The 19,719-nt window shown below is 41.3% G+C and carries 7 protein-coding genes, 4 tRNA genes and 5 rRNA genes; 2 read left to right on the forward strand and 14 right to left on the reverse strand.

Annotated features, from left to right (window positions below; all coding sequences use genetic code 11):
- Positions 1 to 43 precede the first annotated feature (43 nt).
- The 11 genes from M0M44_RS02685 to M0M44_RS02735 form a co-directional block, all read right to left on the reverse strand.
- Positions 44 to 2,925, reverse strand: a 23S ribosomal RNA gene (locus M0M44_RS02685).
- 203 nt (positions 2,926 to 3,128) lie between these two features.
- Positions 3,129 to 3,202, reverse strand: a tRNA-Ala gene (locus M0M44_RS02690).
- A 107-nt stretch (positions 3,203 to 3,309) separates the two neighbouring features.
- A tRNA-Ile gene (locus M0M44_RS02695) sits at positions 3,310 to 3,383 on the reverse strand.
- 125 nt (positions 3,384 to 3,508) lie between these two features.
- Positions 3,509 to 5,022, reverse strand: a 16S ribosomal RNA gene (locus M0M44_RS02700).
- A gap of 1,915 nt (positions 5,023 to 6,937) precedes the next feature.
- Positions 6,938 to 7,047, reverse strand: a 5S ribosomal RNA gene (gene rrf / locus M0M44_RS02705).
- Positions 7,048 to 7,219: 172 nt separating this feature from the next.
- A 23S ribosomal RNA gene (locus tag M0M44_RS02710) occupies positions 7,220 to 10,101 on the reverse strand.
- A gap of 203 nt (positions 10,102 to 10,304) precedes the next feature.
- Positions 10,305 to 10,378: transfer RNA gene (locus M0M44_RS02715), tRNA-Ala, on the reverse strand.
- A gap of 107 nt (positions 10,379 to 10,485) precedes the next feature.
- Positions 10,486 to 10,559 (reverse strand) — tRNA-Ile (locus tag M0M44_RS02720).
- 125 nt (positions 10,560 to 10,684) lie between these two features.
- Positions 10,685 to 12,198, reverse strand: a 16S ribosomal RNA gene (locus M0M44_RS02725).
- The 16S, 23S and 5S rRNA genes sit together here with 4 tRNA genes alongside, the layout of an rRNA operon.
- 925 nt (positions 12,199 to 13,123) lie before the next feature.
- Entirely contained in the window at positions 13,124 to 14,359 is a 1,236-nt protein-coding gene (locus tag M0M44_RS02730; protein ID WP_248728400.1) for an ABC transporter permease, read from the reverse strand.
- 102 nt (positions 14,360 to 14,461) lie between these two features.
- The gene (locus tag M0M44_RS02735; RefSeq protein WP_248728401.1) at positions 14,462 to 14,956 is read right to left on the reverse strand and encodes a YkgJ family cysteine cluster protein; all 495 of its coding nucleotides are present in this window, start codon (positions 14,954 to 14,956) and stop codon (positions 14,462 to 14,464) included.
- Between the two features lie 72 nt (positions 14,957 to 15,028).
- Here M0M44_RS02735 and M0M44_RS02740 point away from each other — a divergent pair, with 72 nt between their 5' ends.
- Both M0M44_RS02740 and M0M44_RS02745 read left to right on the forward strand, forming a co-directional pair.
- Positions 15,029 to 15,736 (forward strand): class I SAM-dependent methyltransferase, encoded by a 708-nt coding sequence (locus M0M44_RS02740; RefSeq protein WP_248728402.1) that lies wholly within the window; start codon positions 15,029 to 15,031, stop codon positions 15,734 to 15,736.
- Positions 15,737 to 15,755: 19 nt separating this feature from the next.
- Positions 15,756 to 16,301 carry a YfiT family bacillithiol transferase gene (locus M0M44_RS02745; protein WP_248728403.1) on the forward strand — a complete coding sequence of 182 codons (546 nt, stop codon included), beginning with the start codon at positions 15,756 to 15,758 and terminating at the stop codon, positions 16,299 to 16,301.
- A gap of 76 nt (positions 16,302 to 16,377) precedes the next feature.
- Here the strand turns inward: M0M44_RS02745 and M0M44_RS02750 are convergent, their stop codons facing one another.
- From M0M44_RS02750 to M0M44_RS02760, 3 genes are all read right to left on the reverse strand, one after another.
- A complete protein-coding gene (locus tag M0M44_RS02750) occupies positions 16,378 to 17,010 on the reverse strand; it encodes a 7-carboxy-7-deazaguanine synthase QueE (protein WP_248728404.1) in 633 nt (210 codons plus the stop codon).
- Between the two features lie 101 nt (positions 17,011 to 17,111).
- Entirely contained in the window at positions 17,112 to 18,779 is a 1,668-nt protein-coding gene (locus tag M0M44_RS02755) for a tetratricopeptide repeat protein (RefSeq protein ID WP_248728405.1), read from the reverse strand.
- A gap of 16 nt (positions 18,780 to 18,795) precedes the next feature.
- Positions 18,796 to 19,719, reverse strand: coding sequence for a PstS family phosphate ABC transporter substrate-binding protein (locus M0M44_RS02760; RefSeq protein WP_248728406.1), 924 nt, complete (start codon positions 19,717 to 19,719; stop codon positions 18,796 to 18,798).

Raw genomic sequence — 19,719 nt, forward strand, 5'->3', positions numbered from 1 at the left:
TTTAGAAAGTTTCCTCCCGAGCCTTGCGGCCCGGGAAAAGGGTGTGCATAAGCTTACGGATTATTAGTACTACTCGACTATGACATTACTGCCTTTACATCTGTAGCCTATCAACGTGGTCATCTTCCACGATCCTTAAAAGAAATCTCATCTTGTGGTGGGTTTCGCGCTTATATGCTTTCAGCGCTTATCCCTTCCAAACGTAGCTACTCTGCGGTGCCCCTGGCGGGACAACAGATACACTAGAGGTTTGTCCAATTCGGTCCTCTCGTACTAGAATCAGATCCACTCAAATTTCTAACGCCCGCAGTAGATAGAGACCGAACTGTCTCACGACGTTCTGAACCCAGCTCGCGTGCCACTTTAATGGGCGAACAGCCCAACCCTTGGGACCTTCTCCAGCCCCAGGATGTGACGAGCCGACATCGAGGTGCCAAACCCCCCCGTCGATATGAGCTCTTGGGGGAGATCAGCCTGTTATCCCCGGCGTACCTTTTATCCTTTGAGCGATGGCCCTTCCATGCGGAACCACCGGATCACTATGCTCTACTTTCGTACCTGATCGACCTGTATGTCTCTCAGTCAAGCTCCCTTATGCCATTGCACTCTACGCACGGTTACCAAGCGTACTGAGGGAACCTTTAGAAGCCTCCGTTACTCTTTTGGAGGCGACCACCCCAGTCAAACTACCCACCAAGCACTGTCCTCTTCTTTGAAGAGTTAGGCCTCAGATAAACAAAGGGTTGTATTTCAACAATGACTCCACAACGCCTGGCGACGCCGCTTCATAGTCTCCAACCTATCCTACACATCATTTATCCAAGGTCAATACTAAGCTATAGTAAAGGTGCACAGGGTCTTTTCGTCCCACTGCGGGTAAACGGCATCTTCACCGTTACTACAATTTCACCGAGCTCATGGCTGAGACAGTGTCCAGATCGTTACACCATTCGTGCAGGTCGGAACTTACCCGACAAGGAATTTCGCTACCTTAGGACCGTTATAGTTACGGCCGCCGTTTACTGGGGCTTCAATTCAATGCTTCTCCGAAGATAACATCTCCTCTTAACCTTCCAGCACCGGGCAGGTGTCAGGCCCTATACTTCATCTTACGATTTTGCAGAGCCCTGTGTTTTTGATAAACAGTCGCCTGGACCTCTTCACTGCGGCCCCGATTGCTCGGGGCGACCTTTCTCCCGAAGTTACAGGTCTATTTTGCCTAATTCCTTAGCCATGAATCTCTCGAGCACCTTAGGATTCTCTCCTCAACTACCTGTGTCGGTTTACGGTACTGGTTCTTACTGCCTGAAGTTTAGAGGTTTTTCTTGGAAGCCCTTAGGCGCACTATCTCTTTGTCCGAAGACTCCGAGTACTATCGCATTTCACCAAGATCTCCGGATTTGCCTAGAGACCCTATAGCTAGGTGCTTTAACGAACTATTCCGTCAGTTCGCGGCGCTTTCATCACTCCGTCACCCCATCACAGCAATAAGAAGTACGGGAATATTAACCCGTTGGCCATCGACTGTCCCTTTCGGGTTCGCCTTAGGTCCAGACTAACCCACAGCTGATTAGCATAGCTGTGGAAACCTTAGTTTTTCGGTGTGCGGGTTTCTCGCCCGCATTATCGTTACTTATGCCTACATTTTCTTTTCTGACCGGTCCAGCATACCTTACGATACACCTTCAGCCCTGTCAGAATGCTCCCCTACCACTTTGCATTGCTGCAAAATCCATAGCTTCGGTAATATGCTTATGCCCGATTATTATCCATGCTCGTCCGCTCGACTAGTGAGCTGTTACGCACTCTTTAAATGAATGGCTGCTTCCAAGCCAACATCCTAGCTGTCTGGGCAGACAAACCTCGTTCTTTCAACTTAGCATATATTTGGGGACCTTAGCTGATGGTCTGGGTTCTTTCCCTCTCGGACTTGGACCTTAGCACCCAAGCCCTCACTGTTATCAATCATTATATAGCATTCGGAGTTTGTCAGGAATTGGTAGGCGGTGAAGCCCCCGCATCCAATCAGTAGCTCTACCTCTATATAACTAAAATAACGCTGCACCTAAATGCATTTCGGGGAGTACGAGCTATTTCCGAGTTTGATTGGCCTTTCACCCCTACCCACAGGTCATCCGAAGACTTTTCAACGTCAACCGGTTCGGTCCTCCACTGTGTGTTACCACAGCTTCAACCTGCCCATGGGTAGATCACACGGTTTCGCGTCTAACACTACTGACTAAAGCGCCCTATTCAGACTCGCTTTCGCTGCGGATCCATGGCTTAACCACTTATCCTTGCCAGCAGCGTTAACTCGTAGGCTCATTATGCAAAAGGCACGCCGTCACCCCACGAAAGGGCTCCGACCGCTTGTAAGCGCATGGTTTCAGGATCTATTTCACTCCGTTATTCACGGTTCTTTTCACCTTTCCCTCACGGTACTGGTTCACTATCGGTCTCTCAGGAGTATTTAGCCTTAGCGGATGGTCCCGCCAAATTCAGACAGGGTTTCACGTGCCCCGCCCTACTCAGGATACCGCTATCCATTATGCTCGTTGCCCATACGGGGCTGTCACCCTCTATGGCGCTCCTTTCCAGAAGCTTCCGGTTCCTTGCACATGAAATGTCGCGGTCCTACAACCCCAGCTATGCCGTAACATAGCTGGTTTGGGCTAATCCGCGTTCGCTCGCCACTACTTACGGAATCACTTTTGTTTTCTTCTCCTCCGCCTACTTAGATGTTTCAGTTCAGCGGGTTTGCCCACCTATCGGTGTGCTATATCTTCAATATAGCGGGTTGCCCCATTCGGGTATCTGCGGATCAATCAATGTGTGCTTGTCCCCGCAGCTTTTCGCAGCTTATCACGCCCTTCATCGCCTCTGAGAGCCTAGGCATTCCCCATGCGCCCTTATTTTGCTTATTGCACCAATCCTGATTATTAAAACAGGACCGTTTTTGTTTGTTTTTTATATTTTGCACGGATGCTCAATAAAAAACGCTTTCTACTTTCTTATTATTTTCTTATCTCAATATGTCAATGAACTTTATTTAGTCGAATGTCAAAAGTCGAAAGTCGTAAAGTGAATCACTTTAGGCTTTATGACTTTAGGCTTTCTCACTAAAATCGTGGAGAATAACGGAGTCGAACCGTTGACCTCCTGCGTGCAAGGCAGGCGCTCTAGCCAGCTGAGCTAATCCCCCAATTTTTAAATCTCAGATTTTAGAATTCAGATTTTAGATTTCCTTTTCTTCTCTAATCTCCTTTGGCGAATCCCAGCTTCCAGAATTTCCTTCTTTAAGTCAAATAGTAGTCCCGGGCAGACTCGAACTGCCGACCCCTACATTATCAGTGTAGTACTCTAACCAGCTGAGCTACGAGACTCTGTTTTACTTAAGTTTTATCATTTTTTTAAATTAACAGCAAGAGCAATACAATCTCAGATTCCAAACCCACAGTCCGGCATCTTATTTCCCCAGCGTGCGTTGCCGCTAACGCTAAGGCTCTAGAAAGGAGGTGTTCCAGCCGCACCTTCCGGTACGGCTACCTTGTTACGACTTAGCCCTAGTTACCAGTTTTACCCTAGGCAGCTCCTTGCGGTCACCGACTTCAGGCACCCCCAGCTTCCATGGCTTGACGGGCGGTGTGTACAAGGCCCGGGAACGTATTCACCGGATCATGGCTGATATCCGATTACTAGCGATTCCAGCTTCACGGAGTCGAGTTGCAGACTCCGATCCGAACTGTGACCGGCTTTATAGATTCGCTCCTGGTCGCCCAGTGGCTGCTCTCTGTACCGGCCATTGTAGCACGTGTGTAGCCCAAGGCGTAAGGGCCGTGATGATTTGACGTCATCCCCACCTTCCTCACAGTTTGCACTGGCAGTCTTGTTAGAGTTCCCGACATGACTCGCTGGCAACTAACAACAGGGGTTGCGCTCGTTATAGGACTTAACCTGACACCTCACGGCACGAGCTGACGACAACCATGCAGCACCTTGTAAACTGTCTTGCGAAAGATCTGTTTCCAAATCGGTCAGTCTGCATTTAAGCCTTGGTAAGGTTCCTCGCGTATCATCGAATTAAACCACATGCTCCACCGCTTGTGCGGGCCCCCGTCAATTCCTTTGAGTTTCAAACTTGCGTTCGTACTCCCCAGGTGGGATACTTATCACTTTCGCTTAGCCACTGAACTTGCGCCCAACAGCTAGTATCCATCGTTTACGGCGTGGACTACCAGGGTATCTAATCCTGTTCGCTACCCACGCTTTCGTCCATCAGCGTCAATAAATTGGTAGTAACCTGCCTTCGCAATTGGTATTCCATGTAATCTCTAAGCATTTCACCGCTACACTACATATTCTAGTTACTTCCCAATAATTCAAGTCCTGCAGTATCAATGGCCGTTCCACCGTTGAGCGATGGGCTTTCACCACTGACTTACAAGACCGCCTACGGACCCTTTAAACCCAATGATTCCGGATAACGCTTGGATCCTCCGTATTACCGCGGCTGCTGGCACGGAGTTAGCCGATCCTTATTCTTACGGTACCGTCAAGCTGATTCACGAATCAGTGTTTCTTCCCGTACAAAAGCAGTTTACAATCCATAGGACCGTCATCCTGCACGCGGCATGGCTGGTTCAGGCTTGCGCCCATTGACCAATATTCCTCACTGCTGCCTCCCGTAGGAGTCTGGTCCGTGTCTCAGTACCAGTGTGGGGGATCTCCCTCTCAGGACCCCTACCCATCGTTGCCTTGGTAAGCCGTTACCTTACCAACTAGCTAATGGGACGCATGCTCATCTTTCACCGTTGTGACTTTAATAACCAAACCATGCGGTCCGATTATGCTATGAGGTATTAATCCAAATTTCTCTGGGCTATCCCTCTGTGAAAGGCAGATTGCATACGCGTTACGCACCCGTGCGCCGGTCTCAAAGCCCGAAGACTTCTACCCCTCGACTTGCATGTGTTAAGCCTGCCGCTAGCGTTCATCCTGAGCCAGGATCAAACTCTTCATCGTATATTTTAATATTATATTGCGATGCTCTTCCTATCGGTTCTTTCGAATCTTCCGACTCTACTGCTCTTATTCTTTTTGTTCTGAAATCTCTTTCAGAACGGCTGTCAATTCAATATGTCTACGAACGTGTGTTTCTTTTTGTTTCGCCTGTATCTCAAAGCGGGTGCAAAACTAAAACTTCTTTTTGTTTCCTGCAAGAAAAAATTGAAAAAATTTTGAAGCTTTTTTTTCGCCTCTTTTTCTCTATTTCCCTCTCAGCATCTCAATGAACTTTTCCGTGTTTTGCGGGGTGCAAATGTAAAAAGCATTTCTCAATCTCGCAAGCTTTTCAGAATCTTTTTTTTTGAAAATTTCTTTTCTTCAGATCCCCAATTCCTGCCAGTATTTCGATGAACGCCTTCGCTGTTGCGGGTGCAAAAGTAGAACCTTTTTCCGCTTCCGCAAGCTTTTTCAAAGAGTTTTTTCAATCTTTTTCCGGTTTATTCCTTAACTTTCTAATAACGGGCAATTTACATTTCAGCTTTTTTTTATTGCTTGTGCGGTTTTTCTTCTTTTAACTCCTATTTGGTACGTTTTGCCGCAAAGGCACTAAGACGCAAAGCATTCTTTTCTGCCGTTTTTAATCTCGCAAAGACACCAAAGCGCTAAGTTTTCCCTATTCTCTCTTGTGGAAACTGGTGCCCTAGCCCCGATAGAAGCGGAAATCATTTTGCTTTTTCCTTTAAAAAGCAAAAGATTGGAACGGATAGCGGGATTTGGATTCTTAATAAAGAAAAGTAATTTTCATTTTTATACAGTGTTCAAAAAGTAAAATCGTATAAAAAGCAATTTAACAAGCTCCCCTAAAAGAAAAAATCTCTTAACCAGAACTAGACACAAAGACTTATGAGTAGGAATAAAAAATATCCAACGATAAAATTCCCAACACAAAAGCTATAATTAAAATTCAGCAAAAAATTATAAATTTAAAAAAATCCTTCATAAAATTTATCGCAATAAAAAATTTACCATACAACCTTTCATCTCAACCATAACAACCTCCTCAATCTTTAAAATTTCATAACCCCTCTTAACAAAATACAATCACCACACTTCGCAGTATTAATACTCAATCTATAAAAAAAAAAGCACTTGTCTATTTTGAATATTAAAACACAACCAAACTAGAACACATTTCTATCCAAAAATTTAAAACAATATCTACTTACAAAGAAATTGCTTCATCTTTTATTTTTTTTACCAGACCACCATAAGTAGTTAAGCATCGAAAAAGAACATCCCCATTCAGAAGAATTTCGCGTAAACAAAAGATTGTTAAATCAAAAGAATTTTAACTTAGAAGCATCGAAATGAAATCCTAACAATTAAAAAAATTACCATACACATTATATTAAAAAACAACAAATAGCAAATGTTTTAAGCATAATAATTTGAGGGTTTCCCTTCGGGTCGGGCTTGTCCACCATATCTTTAGCCAAAGAAGCTTTATAGAAAGGCTTCACCAAAAGTTTAGGATTTCGCAAAATAATACCTCTTCTATCTCTAACGCGATCCCACGTAAAGAATACATCTATTTTTGAAAAGAAATTCTAATTCTAAAACTTAGGAATAAAATCTCAAACTAACGATTAAAAATTTTCAGCTTCAATTACATCTCAATAAACTTTGCAAACTTTATTACTTCACAAGGACTACAAAATAAAATTTATTGCACTCTTTGGAATTAAATCTCAAAGTTGATCCCACACAGCCTTGCATTTTTGCAGTTAAACCCACAAAGCCACCCCCTCCAAAAACCAGAAAATCCCTTCCGACGGGTCGGGAGGGATTTCTGGAGGAAAGGCTGGGCTCTAGCGCAGCTCCAATATTTTACAAAAGCAGAAAACCCCATCCGATTTGGATGGGGTTTTCAAAAGAAAGGCGACGACATACTCTCCCACATAACTGCAGTACCATCTGCGCAGGCGGGCTTAACTTCTCTGTTCGGGATGGGAAGAGGTGAGCCCCGCCGCAATAACCACCTTAAGGTTTTTAGTCTAAAGCCTAAGCTCGTAAAGTCTAAAGTTTTCACTTGAGGCTTTCAACTTTCGTCTTTAAGACTGCCCGCGACGGGCAAATATTTTAACATACTGAGATAAAGAAAAGCAAATATATTTTAGAAAGTTTCCTCCCGAGCCTTGCGGCCCGGGAAAAGGGTGTGCATAAGCTTACGGATTATTAGTACTACTCGACTATGACATTACTGCCTTTACATCTGTAGCCTATCAACGTGGTCATCTTCCACGATCCTTAAAAGAAATCTCATCTTGTGGTGGGTTTCGCGCTTATATGCTTTCAGCGCTTATCCCTTCCAAACGTAGCTACTCTGCGGTGCCCCTGGCGGGACAACAGATACACTAGAGGTTTGTCCAATTCGGTCCTCTCGTACTAGAATCAGATCCACTCAAATTTCTAACGCCCGCAGTAGATAGAGACCGAACTGTCTCACGACGTTCTGAACCCAGCTCGCGTGCCACTTTAATGGGCGAACAGCCCAACCCTTGGGACCTTCTCCAGCCCCAGGATGTGACGAGCCGACATCGAGGTGCCAAACCCCCCCGTCGATATGAGCTCTTGGGGGAGATCAGCCTGTTATCCCCGGCGTACCTTTTATCCTTTGAGCGATGGCCCTTCCATGCGGAACCACCGGATCACTATGCTCTACTTTCGTACCTGATCGACCTGTATGTCTCTCAGTCAAGCTCCCTTATGCCATTGCACTCTACGCACGGTTACCAAGCGTACTGAGGGAACCTTTAGAAGCCTCCGTTACTCTTTTGGAGGCGACCACCCCAGTCAAACTACCCACCAAGCACTGTCCTCTTCTTTGAAGAGTTAGGCCTCAGATAAACAAAGGGTTGTATTTCAACAATGACTCCACAACGCCTGGCGACGCCGCTTCATAGTCTCCAACCTATCCTACACATCATTTATCCAAGGTCAATACTAAGCTATAGTAAAGGTGCACAGGGTCTTTTCGTCCCACTGCGGGTAAACGGCATCTTCACCGTTACTACAATTTCACCGAGCTCATGGCTGAGACAGTGTCCAGATCGTTACACCATTCGTGCAGGTCGGAACTTACCCGACAAGGAATTTCGCTACCTTAGGACCGTTATAGTTACGGCCGCCGTTTACTGGGGCTTCAATTCAATGCTTCTCCGAAGATAACATCTCCTCTTAACCTTCCAGCACCGGGCAGGTGTCAGGCCCTATACTTCATCTTACGATTTTGCAGAGCCCTGTGTTTTTGATAAACAGTCGCCTGGACCTCTTCACTGCGGCCCCGATTGCTCGGGGCGACCTTTCTCCCGAAGTTACAGGTCTATTTTGCCTAATTCCTTAGCCATGAATCTCTCGAGCACCTTAGGATTCTCTCCTCAACTACCTGTGTCGGTTTACGGTACTGGTTCTTACTGCCTGAAGTTTAGAGGTTTTTCTTGGAAGCCCTTAGGCGCACTATCTCTTTGTCCGAAGACTCCGAGTACTATCGCATTTCACCAAGATCTCCGGATTTGCCTAGAGACCCTATAGCTAGGTGCTTTAACGAACTATTCCGTCAGTTCGCGGCGCTTTCATCACTCCGTCACCCCATCACAGCAATAAGAAGTACGGGAATATTAACCCGTTGGCCATCGACTGTCCCTTTCGGGTTCGCCTTAGGTCCAGACTAACCCACAGCTGATTAGCATAGCTGTGGAAACCTTAGTTTTTCGGTGTGCGGGTTTCTCGCCCGCATTATCGTTACTTATGCCTACATTTTCTTTTCTGACCGGTCCAGCATACCTTACGATACACCTTCAGCCCTGTCAGAATGCTCCCCTACCACTTTGCATTGCTGCAAAATCCATAGCTTCGGTAATATGCTTATGCCCGATTATTATCCATGCTCGTCCGCTCGACTAGTGAGCTGTTACGCACTCTTTAAATGAATGGCTGCTTCCAAGCCAACATCCTAGCTGTCTGGGCAGACAAACCTCGTTCTTTCAACTTAGCATATATTTGGGGACCTTAGCTGATGGTCTGGGTTCTTTCCCTCTCGGACTTGGACCTTAGCACCCAAGCCCTCACTGTTATCAATCATTATATAGCATTCGGAGTTTGTCAGGAATTGGTAGGCGGTGAAGCCCCCGCATCCAATCAGTAGCTCTACCTCTATATAACTAAAATAACGCTGCACCTAAATGCATTTCGGGGAGTACGAGCTATTTCCGAGTTTGATTGGCCTTTCACCCCTACCCACAGGTCATCCGAAGACTTTTCAACGTCAACCGGTTCGGTCCTCCACTGTGTGTTACCACAGCTTCAACCTGCCCATGGGTAGATCACACGGTTTCGCGTCTAACACTACTGACTAAAGCGCCCTATTCAGACTCGCTTTCGCTGCGGATCCATGGCTTAACCACTTATCCTTGCCAGCAGCGTTAACTCGTAGGCTCATTATGCAAAAGGCACGCCGTCACCCCACGAAAGGGCTCCGACCGCTTGTAAGCGCATGGTTTCAGGATCTATTTCACTCCGTTATTCACGGTTCTTTTCACCTTTCCCTCACGGTACTGGTTCACTATCGGTCTCTCAGGAGTATTTAGCCTTAGCGGATGGTCCCGCCAAATTCAGACAGGGTTTCACGTGCCCCGCCCTACTCAGGATACCGCTATCCATTATGCTCGTTGCCCATACGGGGCTGTCACCCTCTATGGCGCTCCTTTCCAGAAGCTTCCGGTTCCTTGCACATGAAATGTCGCGGTCCTACAACCCCAGCTATGCCGTAACATAGCTGGTTTGGGCTAATCCGCGTTCGCTCGCCACTACTTACGGAATCACTTTTGTTTTCTTCTCCTCCGCCTACTTAGATGTTTCAGTTCAGCGGGTTTGCCCACCTATCGGTGTGCTATATCTTCAATATAGCGGGTTGCCCCATTCGGGTATCTGCGGATCAATCAATGTGTGCTTGTCCCCGCAGCTTTTCGCAGCTTATCACGCCCTTCATCGCCTCTGAGAGCCTAGGCATTCCCCATGCGCCCTTATTTTGCTTATTGCACCAATCCTGATTATTAAAACAGGACCGTTTTTGTTTGTTTTTTATATTTTGCACGGATGCTCAATAAAAAACGCTTTCTACTTTCTTATTATTTTCTTATCTCAATATGTCAATGAACTTTATTTAGTCGAATGTCAAAAGTCGAAAGTCGTAAAGTGAATCACTTTAGGCTTTATGACTTTAGGCTTTCTCACTAAAATCGTGGAGAATAACGGAGTCGAACCGTTGACCTCCTGCGTGCAAGGCAGGCGCTCTAGCCAGCTGAGCTAATCCCCCAATTTTTAAATCTCAGATTTTAGAATTCAGATTTTAGATTTCCTTTTCTTCTCTAATCTCCTTTGGCGAATCCCAGCTTCCAGAATTTCCTTCTTTAAGTCAAATAGTAGTCCCGGGCAGACTCGAACTGCCGACCCCTACATTATCAGTGTAGTACTCTAACCAGCTGAGCTACGAGACTCTGTTTTACTTAAGTTTTATCATTTTTTTAAATTAACAGCAAGAGCAATACAATCTCAGATTCCAAACCCACAGTCCGGCATCTTATTTCCCCAGCGTGCGTTGTCGCTAACGCTAAGGCTCTAGAAAGGAGGTGTTCCAGCCGCACCTTCCGGTACGGCTACCTTGTTACGACTTAGCCCTAGTTACCAGTTTTACCCTAGGCAGCTCCTTGCGGTCACCGACTTCAGGCACCCCCAGCTTCCATGGCTTGACGGGCGGTGTGTACAAGGCCCGGGAACGTATTCACCGGATCATGGCTGATATCCGATTACTAGCGATTCCAGCTTCACGGAGTCGAGTTGCAGACTCCGATCCGAACTGTGACCGGCTTTATAGATTCGCTCCTGGTCGCCCAGTGGCTGCTCTCTGTACCGGCCATTGTAGCACGTGTGTAGCCCAAGGCGTAAGGGCCGTGATGATTTGACGTCATCCCCACCTTCCTCACAGTTTGCACTGGCAGTCTTGTTAGAGTTCCCGACATGACTCGCTGGCAACTAACAACAGGGGTTGCGCTCGTTATAGGACTTAACCTGACACCTCACGGCACGAGCTGACGACAACCATGCAGCACCTTGTAAACTGTCTTGCGAAAGATCTGTTTCCAAATCGGTCAGTCTGCATTTAAGCCTTGGTAAGGTTCCTCGCGTATCATCGAATTAAACCACATGCTCCACCGCTTGTGCGGGCCCCCGTCAATTCCTTTGAGTTTCAAACTTGCGTTCGTACTCCCCAGGTGGGATACTTATCACTTTCGCTTAGCCACTGAACTTGCGCCCAACAGCTAGTATCCATCGTTTACGGCGTGGACTACCAGGGTATCTAATCCTGTTCGCTACCCACGCTTTCGTCCATCAGCGTCAATAAATTGGTAGTAACCTGCCTTCGCAATTGGTATTCCATGTAATCTCTAAGCATTTCACCGCTACACTACATATTCTAGTTACTTCCCAATAATTCAAGTCCTGCAGTATCAATGGCCGTTCCACCGTTGAGCGATGGGCTTTCACCACTGACTTACAAGACCGCCTACGGACCCTTTAAACCCAATGATTCCGGATAACGCTTGGATCCTCCGTATTACCGCGGCTGCTGGCACGGAGTTAGCCGATCCTTATTCTTACGGTACCGTCAAGCTGATTCACGAATCAGTGTTTCTTCCCGTACAAAAGCAGTTTACAATCCATAGGACCGTCATCCTGCACGCGGCATGGCTGGTTCAGGCTTGCGCCCATTGACCAATATTCCTCACTGCTGCCTCCCGTAGGAGTCTGGTCCGTGTCTCAGTACCAGTGTGGGGGATCTCCCTCTCAGGACCCCTACCCATCGTTGCCTTGGTAAGCCGTTACCTTACCAACTAGCTAATGGGACGCATGCTCATCTTTCACCGTTGTGACTTTAATAACCAAACCATGCGGTCCGATTATGCTATGAGGTATTAATCCAAATTTCTCTGGGCTATCCCTCTGTGAAAGGCAGATTGCATACGCGTTACGCACCCGTGCGCCGGTCTCAAAGCCCGAAGACTTCTACCCCTCGACTTGCATGTGTTAAGCCTGCCGCTAGCGTTCATCCTGAGCCAGGATCAAACTCTTCATCGTATATTTTAATATTATATTGCGATGCTCTTCCTATCGGTTCTTTCGAATCTTCCGACTCTACTGCTCTTATTCTTTTTGTTCTGAAATCTCTTTCAGAACGGCTGTCAATTCAATATGTCTACGAACGTGTGTTTCTTTTTGTTTCGCCTGTATCTCAAAGCGGGTACAAAACTAAAACTTCTTTTTGTTTCCTGCAAGAAAAAATTGAAAAAATTTTGAAGCTTTTTTTTCGCCTCTTTTTCTCTATTTCCCTCTCAGCATCTCAATGAACTTTTCCGTGTTTTGCGGGGTGCAAATGTAAAAAGCATTTCTCAATCTCGCAAGCTTTTCAGAATCTTTTTTTTTGAAAATTTCTTTTCTTCAGATCCCCAATTCCTGCCAGTATTTCGATGAACGCCTTTCGCTGTTGCGGGTGCAAAAGTAGAACCTTTATTTACATTTGCAAGACTTTTTTTTATATTTTTTCCATGTTTTTTCCGTTTATTTCTTAACTTTCTGATAACAGAGCATTTGCGCCCCAAACTTTTTTACGCCATTGTAGGCTTTTTCTTCTTTCATCTGTTGTTTCCTCAGTTTAAGCCCGCTTTACCATTCCGTTTTTGCAGAGTTTTTAGTTTTCAGCGCCCTTTTCTGCCGCTTTCCATTCAATTGTTCTTTTGAAAGCAGATGCCATAGCCCCGATAGGAGCGGAAATCCTTTTGCTTTTTTCTTTAAAAAGCAAAAGATTGGAACGGATAGCGGGATTAAGCTCCTAATAAATTCCATATTTCAATTTTAGGCTCCAAATTCCAAAAGCCGCGCCAAAAAGGGCTTCGGCTTCGCTCAGACTGAAAGAGTTTTTTTATATATACATATATATGTATAAAAACCAAACCCGACAGGTTTTCAAAAACTGTCGGGTTGAATATTATACTTCGTTTTTTACTTAGTCGAAACGGATTGCTTTTACAGGCGATATTTTTGTTATTATATAAGACGGTATTAATAACACCAAGAAACAAACACCAACCGTAAGCAGGTTTAACAATAGTATATAAATCCAATTTAGATAAACTGGCGCTTGATTTACATAATAGTTTTCAGGATTGAGCTTAATTATGCCGAATTGCTGCTGTATTAACAGAATTGAAATTCCGATCAAATTTCCCCAGAATAGTCCACGTAGAATTAGATAAAACGCATTATATAAAAATATTTTACGTACTGACCAGTTATTTGCGCCCATAGATTTTAAAATTCCAATCATTTGAGTTCTTTCTAAAATGAGAACCAGCAATGCCACAACCATATTAATTGTTGCCACGAGAATCATAACCCCTAAAATGATTACAATATTAAAATCAAAGAGTTTAAGCCAGTCAAAAATATAACTGTATTTTTCAACAATGGTTTCTGTATCTAGATTAGACGAGGTTATTTCGTAAATTTTATTTCCCGTGGATTTAATTTCATTAAAATCCTTTACAAAAATCTCAAATGCTCCAACTTGGTTCTCACTCCACTTATTGATTCTTTGAATATGACGGATATCTCCAATAATATATGTTGCATCAAAATCTTGGAATCCGGAATTAAATATTCCGACAATCTTAAATCTACGACTATTTGGAAGTTTACCTTGCTCTTCCTTTATAAAAAAAGTATTGAACTGGTCACCAATTTTTAAATTTAAACGATCTGCAAGAAATCTTGAAATAATAACATCTTCATTCAATGCTTTCGCAAAATCTGGAAGTCTTCCCTCGACAATATATTCTTTAATATTATTCCAATCGTAATCTGCTCCTACTCCTTTAAAAACAATTCCTTCAAAAGCATTTTCTGTTCTAATAATTCCGGCTTTACTGGCCACTGCTTGGATATGGCTTACTTCTGGAACCGATTTAAAATTAGGATAAAAATCTTGTTCTTTTGAAATTGGAACTGTTGTAACTTCTGAATTGTTATTGTCATAATTAGAAATTATAATTTGGCCATTAAAAGCAGAAACTTTATCGCGTATTTTTTTTTGCAAGCCCATTCCTGTCGCAACAGAAACCATCATCATGATTATTCCGATTGCAATTGCAGAAATTGCAATTTTTATAATCGGCGCCGAAATACTGCTTTTGTAATCTTTTGCAGTAATAAGTCTTTTGGCTATGAAATATTCTAAATTCAAATTATGAGTTTTCTTTATGTTGTTTAATTATTTCCTTTCTCAAAAATACATCTTAAAAAAGGAAATCAAGATATTCTTAAAAACAATTGCCTGTTTATTCAATTATAACGGCAGCTTCTTTTTCATTTCCTCGACGATATTGAATGCCGCCGGACAAATTTCGACGTTTTTCAAAGTTAAATTAGAAATCTGATAAAATTTATTTCGATCTGTATGAGGAAACTCTCTACAAGCTTTGGGACGAACATCATAAATCATACAATAATTTTCATTATCCAAAAACGTACATGGAACGCTCTTCAAAACAAAATCTTTGTCTTCATCAATTCTCAAATACTGATCAATAAATTGCTGAGGCTTTTGTCTAAAGTGTTTAGAAATTCGTTCTATATCTGCCAAAGTAAACAATGGCCCTGTCGTTTTACAGCAATTAGCACACTTCAAGCAATCCGTCTTTTTAAATTCAGCATCATGCAAATCCTGCATAATGTAATCTAAATTCTTTGGCGGTTTCTTTTTAAGCTTATCGAAATACTTTTTATTCTCGTTATGCTTATCTTTGGCTAACTTACTTAAATTATTTAAAATCTGTTTCAAGTTTAGTATTTAAAGTTGATTTGCAAAATTAAACAACTTTGAACTTGAAACCTTAAACTTTGAACTAAAACAATGAAAGATCTTTTTGGGAAAGCAATATTTGATTTTTACACCAAAAATTCACCTGAAGACATTATTACTGAAACTTCTATATCTGAAGAAGACGAAATGAGTGTCGAATATCTTTTCCGCTCATATAATAAAATGCCGAAAATTGAACAAAAGGCTTTGCAATTGGCAAAAGGAAAAATATTGGATGTAGGATGCGGAGCCGGAAGTCATGCTTTATCCCTACAAAATGAACGCAGTTTAGACGTAACCGCTATTGATATTTCGGAAAAAGCAATTGAGACTTGCCGTCTTCGAGGAATAAAAAACGCTAAAGTTGAAAATATTCTCGATTTTGATGGAGAAAAATTCGACACAATTTTACTTCTCATGAATGGAACAGGAATTTTTGGCCAGTTAAAAAACTGCAATTCCTATTTAACTAAACTTAAATCTCTTTTAAATCCTGGCGGGCAAATTTTAATTGACAGTTCGGATATCATTTATATGTTTGATGAAGATGAAGATGGCGGAAAATGGATTCCGTCTGAAAATGATTATTATGGAGAGCTCGTTTTTAATATTACCTATAAAGGAGAAAAAGAGGAACCTTTTGATTGGTTGTATTTGGATTATAATACGCTTCAAAATGCAGCAATTGCCAATGATTTAAATTGTGAACTTGTTCTAGAGGGCGAGCATTATGATTATTTGGCTAGGCTTACCATTTAAAACAAACCATAAAAAACCCATGAAAGAACTAGATTTAGAGAAATTAAAATATCCTATCGGAAAATTTATTGCTCCAGAAAATTTTTCAGCAGAATATCTTTCTGAGAAAATTAAAGAAATTGAAACTCTTCCAGAAAGATTAGCAAAAGAAACGATTCATTTAACAGATGAACAATTAGATACGCCTTATCGCCCTGATGGATGGACCGTGAGACAAGTCATTCATCATTGCGCCGAAAGCCATATGCACTGTTTTATCAGAATTAAATTGACATTAACAGAGAACAATCCCGTTATCAAAGCTTACGACGAAGTTCTTTGGTCTGAATTAAATGATAATTTAACAATGCCTATTCAGCCAACTTTGGAATTATTGAAAGGACTTCATTTCAGACTAGGCTATCTTATGAGAAAATTATCTGAATCTGATTTAGAAAAAACTTTTATACATCCTTCAGATAATTCGGAAAACAAACTCAAAAAAATTATCGGAATGTATGCCTGGCATGGTAACCACCATCTGGCACATATTACCGCCTTGAAAAATCATAAAAACTGGAAATAATAGAGTGTTTACTTTTTACACAAACTGTATACTTGTATAAAACAAAAAATCTCTTCTATCGAAGAGATTTTTTGTTTTATGGAATATTAAGGTACTTATGTGTCTGTAGTGAAACTCTCCATTTTGGATTGTTCATGACATAATCAACAATAAGTGGAGTCATTTCTTCTTTTTTACTCCATTCTGGCTGAAGGAATAAAATTGCATTATCGTTTACTAATTCTGCTTGCTCTTCTGCAAAAATAAAATCGTGTTTATTATAAATAATCACTTTTAACTCATGAGCATTATCATACACGGTTTGTGTTGGCAGTTTGTTCTTTTTGGGCGAAAGACAAATCCAATCCCAAGTTCCTGATAATGGAAAAGCTCCAGAAGTTTCGATATGAACTTTTAGATTTTTTTCTTTTAATCGTTTTGTTAAAAATGTCATATCCCAAGATAAAGGCTCTCCACCAGTCACTACAACTGTATCAGCATATTTTGCAGCATTTTCAACAATTAAATCCACACTTGTTGGCGGATGAAGCTCGGCGTTCCAGCTTTCTTTCACGTCACACCAATGACATCCTACATCGCATCCACCAATTCTAATAAAATAAGCAGCTCGTCCTGTATGTGAACCTTCTCCTTGGATGGTATAAAATTCTTCCATCAAAGGAAGCATTGCTCCTTTATTTACTTCTAATTGTATTTCTTTTGGTAACATTTTAATATTTTAAGAGTGCAAAGATAGTCAATAATATACGGAACAAAAAAACCGATAGTTTTTTGAACTATCGGTTTTTATATTCTTTTTAAACTTTCTAATTATTTTAAAGCTTTTATAGATTGTGTAGCGTATGAATTTGCAGGATCTAAAACTAAAGTTTTATTAAAATATTCAATAGCTTTAGCTTTATCTGTATTAGCATAAGCTGCACCAATACCATTGTAAGCTTCAATAAATTTCTTAGCTACAGCTGGCTTAGCCACTTCTTCTGCACCTTTTGCTGAAATTTTAGTAACGTATTCTTCGTAGTTTTTAATGATCAAATCATCTTTATCTAATAACGAATTAATTCTTGCTTTGTACAAGTATGCTTCATCATAACTAGGAGCAGTTGCTAAAACTTTATCAAAAGCTGCATCAGCTTTCCCTAAAGCAACAGCATCACGGCTTTCTTTTGGTTTACTAGCATTACCATAGTATAAAGAAATTCCATAATAAACGCTATCATCTAAGTAATTTTTAGACTCAGAATTACCTGCTCCAAGTTCAAAAATAGCAGCAGCTTGTGCATATTGTTTTTTACCAAATAACTCTTTTCCAAAGTCAGCGAATTCTTCAACTACTAAAGGCTCTAATTCAACCGCTTTTTTGATATCAGCTAAACCTGCATCAAAAGCTGCTTGATCTACTGTACCATCAGCTGCAGTTCCTTTTTTGATTTTAGCTAGACCTAAATAGTAGTAATCTCTACCGATAACTTTGTTTCCTGGAGCTTTGATATAATCTTCAATAGATTTAATAGCTACATCTACATTTCCATTTTCGTAAGCAGCATATCCTAAATATCTGTAAATTCTAGGATTTACTTTATCCTGAGCAATCATTTTGTTTGCAACAGTCTCTAATTGTTTGTAATCTTTAACTAAGATTAAGAAATCTGCATGACGCATTTTAGAATCAAGAGAGTAATCTGTCAAACTTAAGTACTTCTCATAGTTTGTAATTGCATTTTGCAAGTTAACTTTAGCTGTAGAAGGTTTGTTTCTTGCCCATTTGTAATATGTTTCAGCAAGTTCTCTGTAAACTGGTCCGTAATTAGCATCTAACGCAATAACTTCATTAAAAGATTTAATTGCTTCATCGTAAGATTTAGCACCTTTTAATAAAACTCCTAATTGCATTTTTGCTCTCAACAAAGTGTTATCAGCTGTAAAAGCATCACGATATGCTTTGTAAGCATCGTTTTGGTTGTTTGCTCCATAGTAAGCATCTCCAATTGCCAAAAGTGCCTGTGCATTTTGAGGATCTACTAATAAAGCTCTTTTCAAAATGTCAGTAGCATTTTTATAATCTGGATTCTCAGAATTCATGTAAGCTCTAGCGATGTAAACAAATTCATTTACATCTTTTTTCTTCATGTCTTTAGTTGCCAAAGCAAAATTAGCTTGAGCAGCAGCAGTATTCTTTGCATCAAGATCTAATTGCCCTAAACCAATGTAGCTTAAATTTTTCTTATCTGAAGCTTGTAATCCATTATTGTAATAGATTTTTGCAGAATCGACAACTGATTGATTTAAATAAACATTTCCTAAAACAAAATTTGCTTCCCCATCTGAAGGTTTAGCTTTGATAATTGATTTAAGGATTGTTTTTGCTTTATCAAATTGTTCAGCATCAATTGCCTTCTTTGCTTGGTTGATATCTTGCGCTTTTGCTACGGTAGCCGAGGCAACTAATGCAAGACTTAAAATTTTAAATTTATTCATCTTTATTGTAATTAATTTATTCTTTATCTTTTATAATTTCATTTCTAATTTTTAGCTTTCGTCCTGGAGTTTTGTATGGCAACAGACCTGATTTTAAAACTATTCTCTGGCCGATGTCTCCCGCTATGAATGAAGCAAAGCCCATTCCTAATCCAGAATAGCCTTGACAATTAATAATAAACAAATCACGTGCCAAAGGATATTTTCCAATTTCCAAGTCATTTTGAGTTGGACTATAATATTCATTACTATCCAAACCTTTAACATAAAGAACATTAATTTTATTAATAGTCTCTGTCATATCAGGAGTTGGCTGATAAAACCAATTAATACCAATAACACCAATCATTCCTTCATTTTCGGAAACAAATTTGATTACTTCATTATTTGTTTTAAATGAGAAAACTCCAGATTTAGGTATTTCATTCACTTTCGCTAATTCTTTCATGTAACGAACAGTGCTCGAATTAGGATTATCGAAAACAAGGCCTTTAATTTTACCATCTGTTTTACCCTGCATGAAATCAATCACAGTTTTCAACGCAATTAATGTATCATTATTGCTTTTATTTGAAATAAAAGCAATAGCGTCATGAGCAAAAGGAGTTACTCTTGGATTAATTTTACTTTTGTCAAAACGAGCTTTTTCTTCTACAGTTAGATCACGAGTTGTAATTGCAACCTTAGCCTTTTGATTTAATAAATCATTAATTACTTCAGCTTCTGATTTTGGCTTTACTTTAATTTTTGCATCATAGTAAGTACCTTCAAAAACAGCAACCTGATCGTCTACGATTTGTTTTACCGTTTCGTCAACCGCAAGATCAAGTGATCCTTTCAAAATGGTCTCTTTTTCAGTTTCGTTTTTGCTTTTTTGGTTGCACATGGCAAACAAAAAGACAAAAACAACTAAACCTAAAGGCTTACTATATTTCAACAT

Origin of the sequence: Flavobacterium humidisoli, assembly GCF_023272795.1 — a bacterium.
GTDB lineage: Bacteria > Bacteroidota > Bacteroidia > Flavobacteriales > Flavobacteriaceae > Flavobacterium > Flavobacterium humidisoli.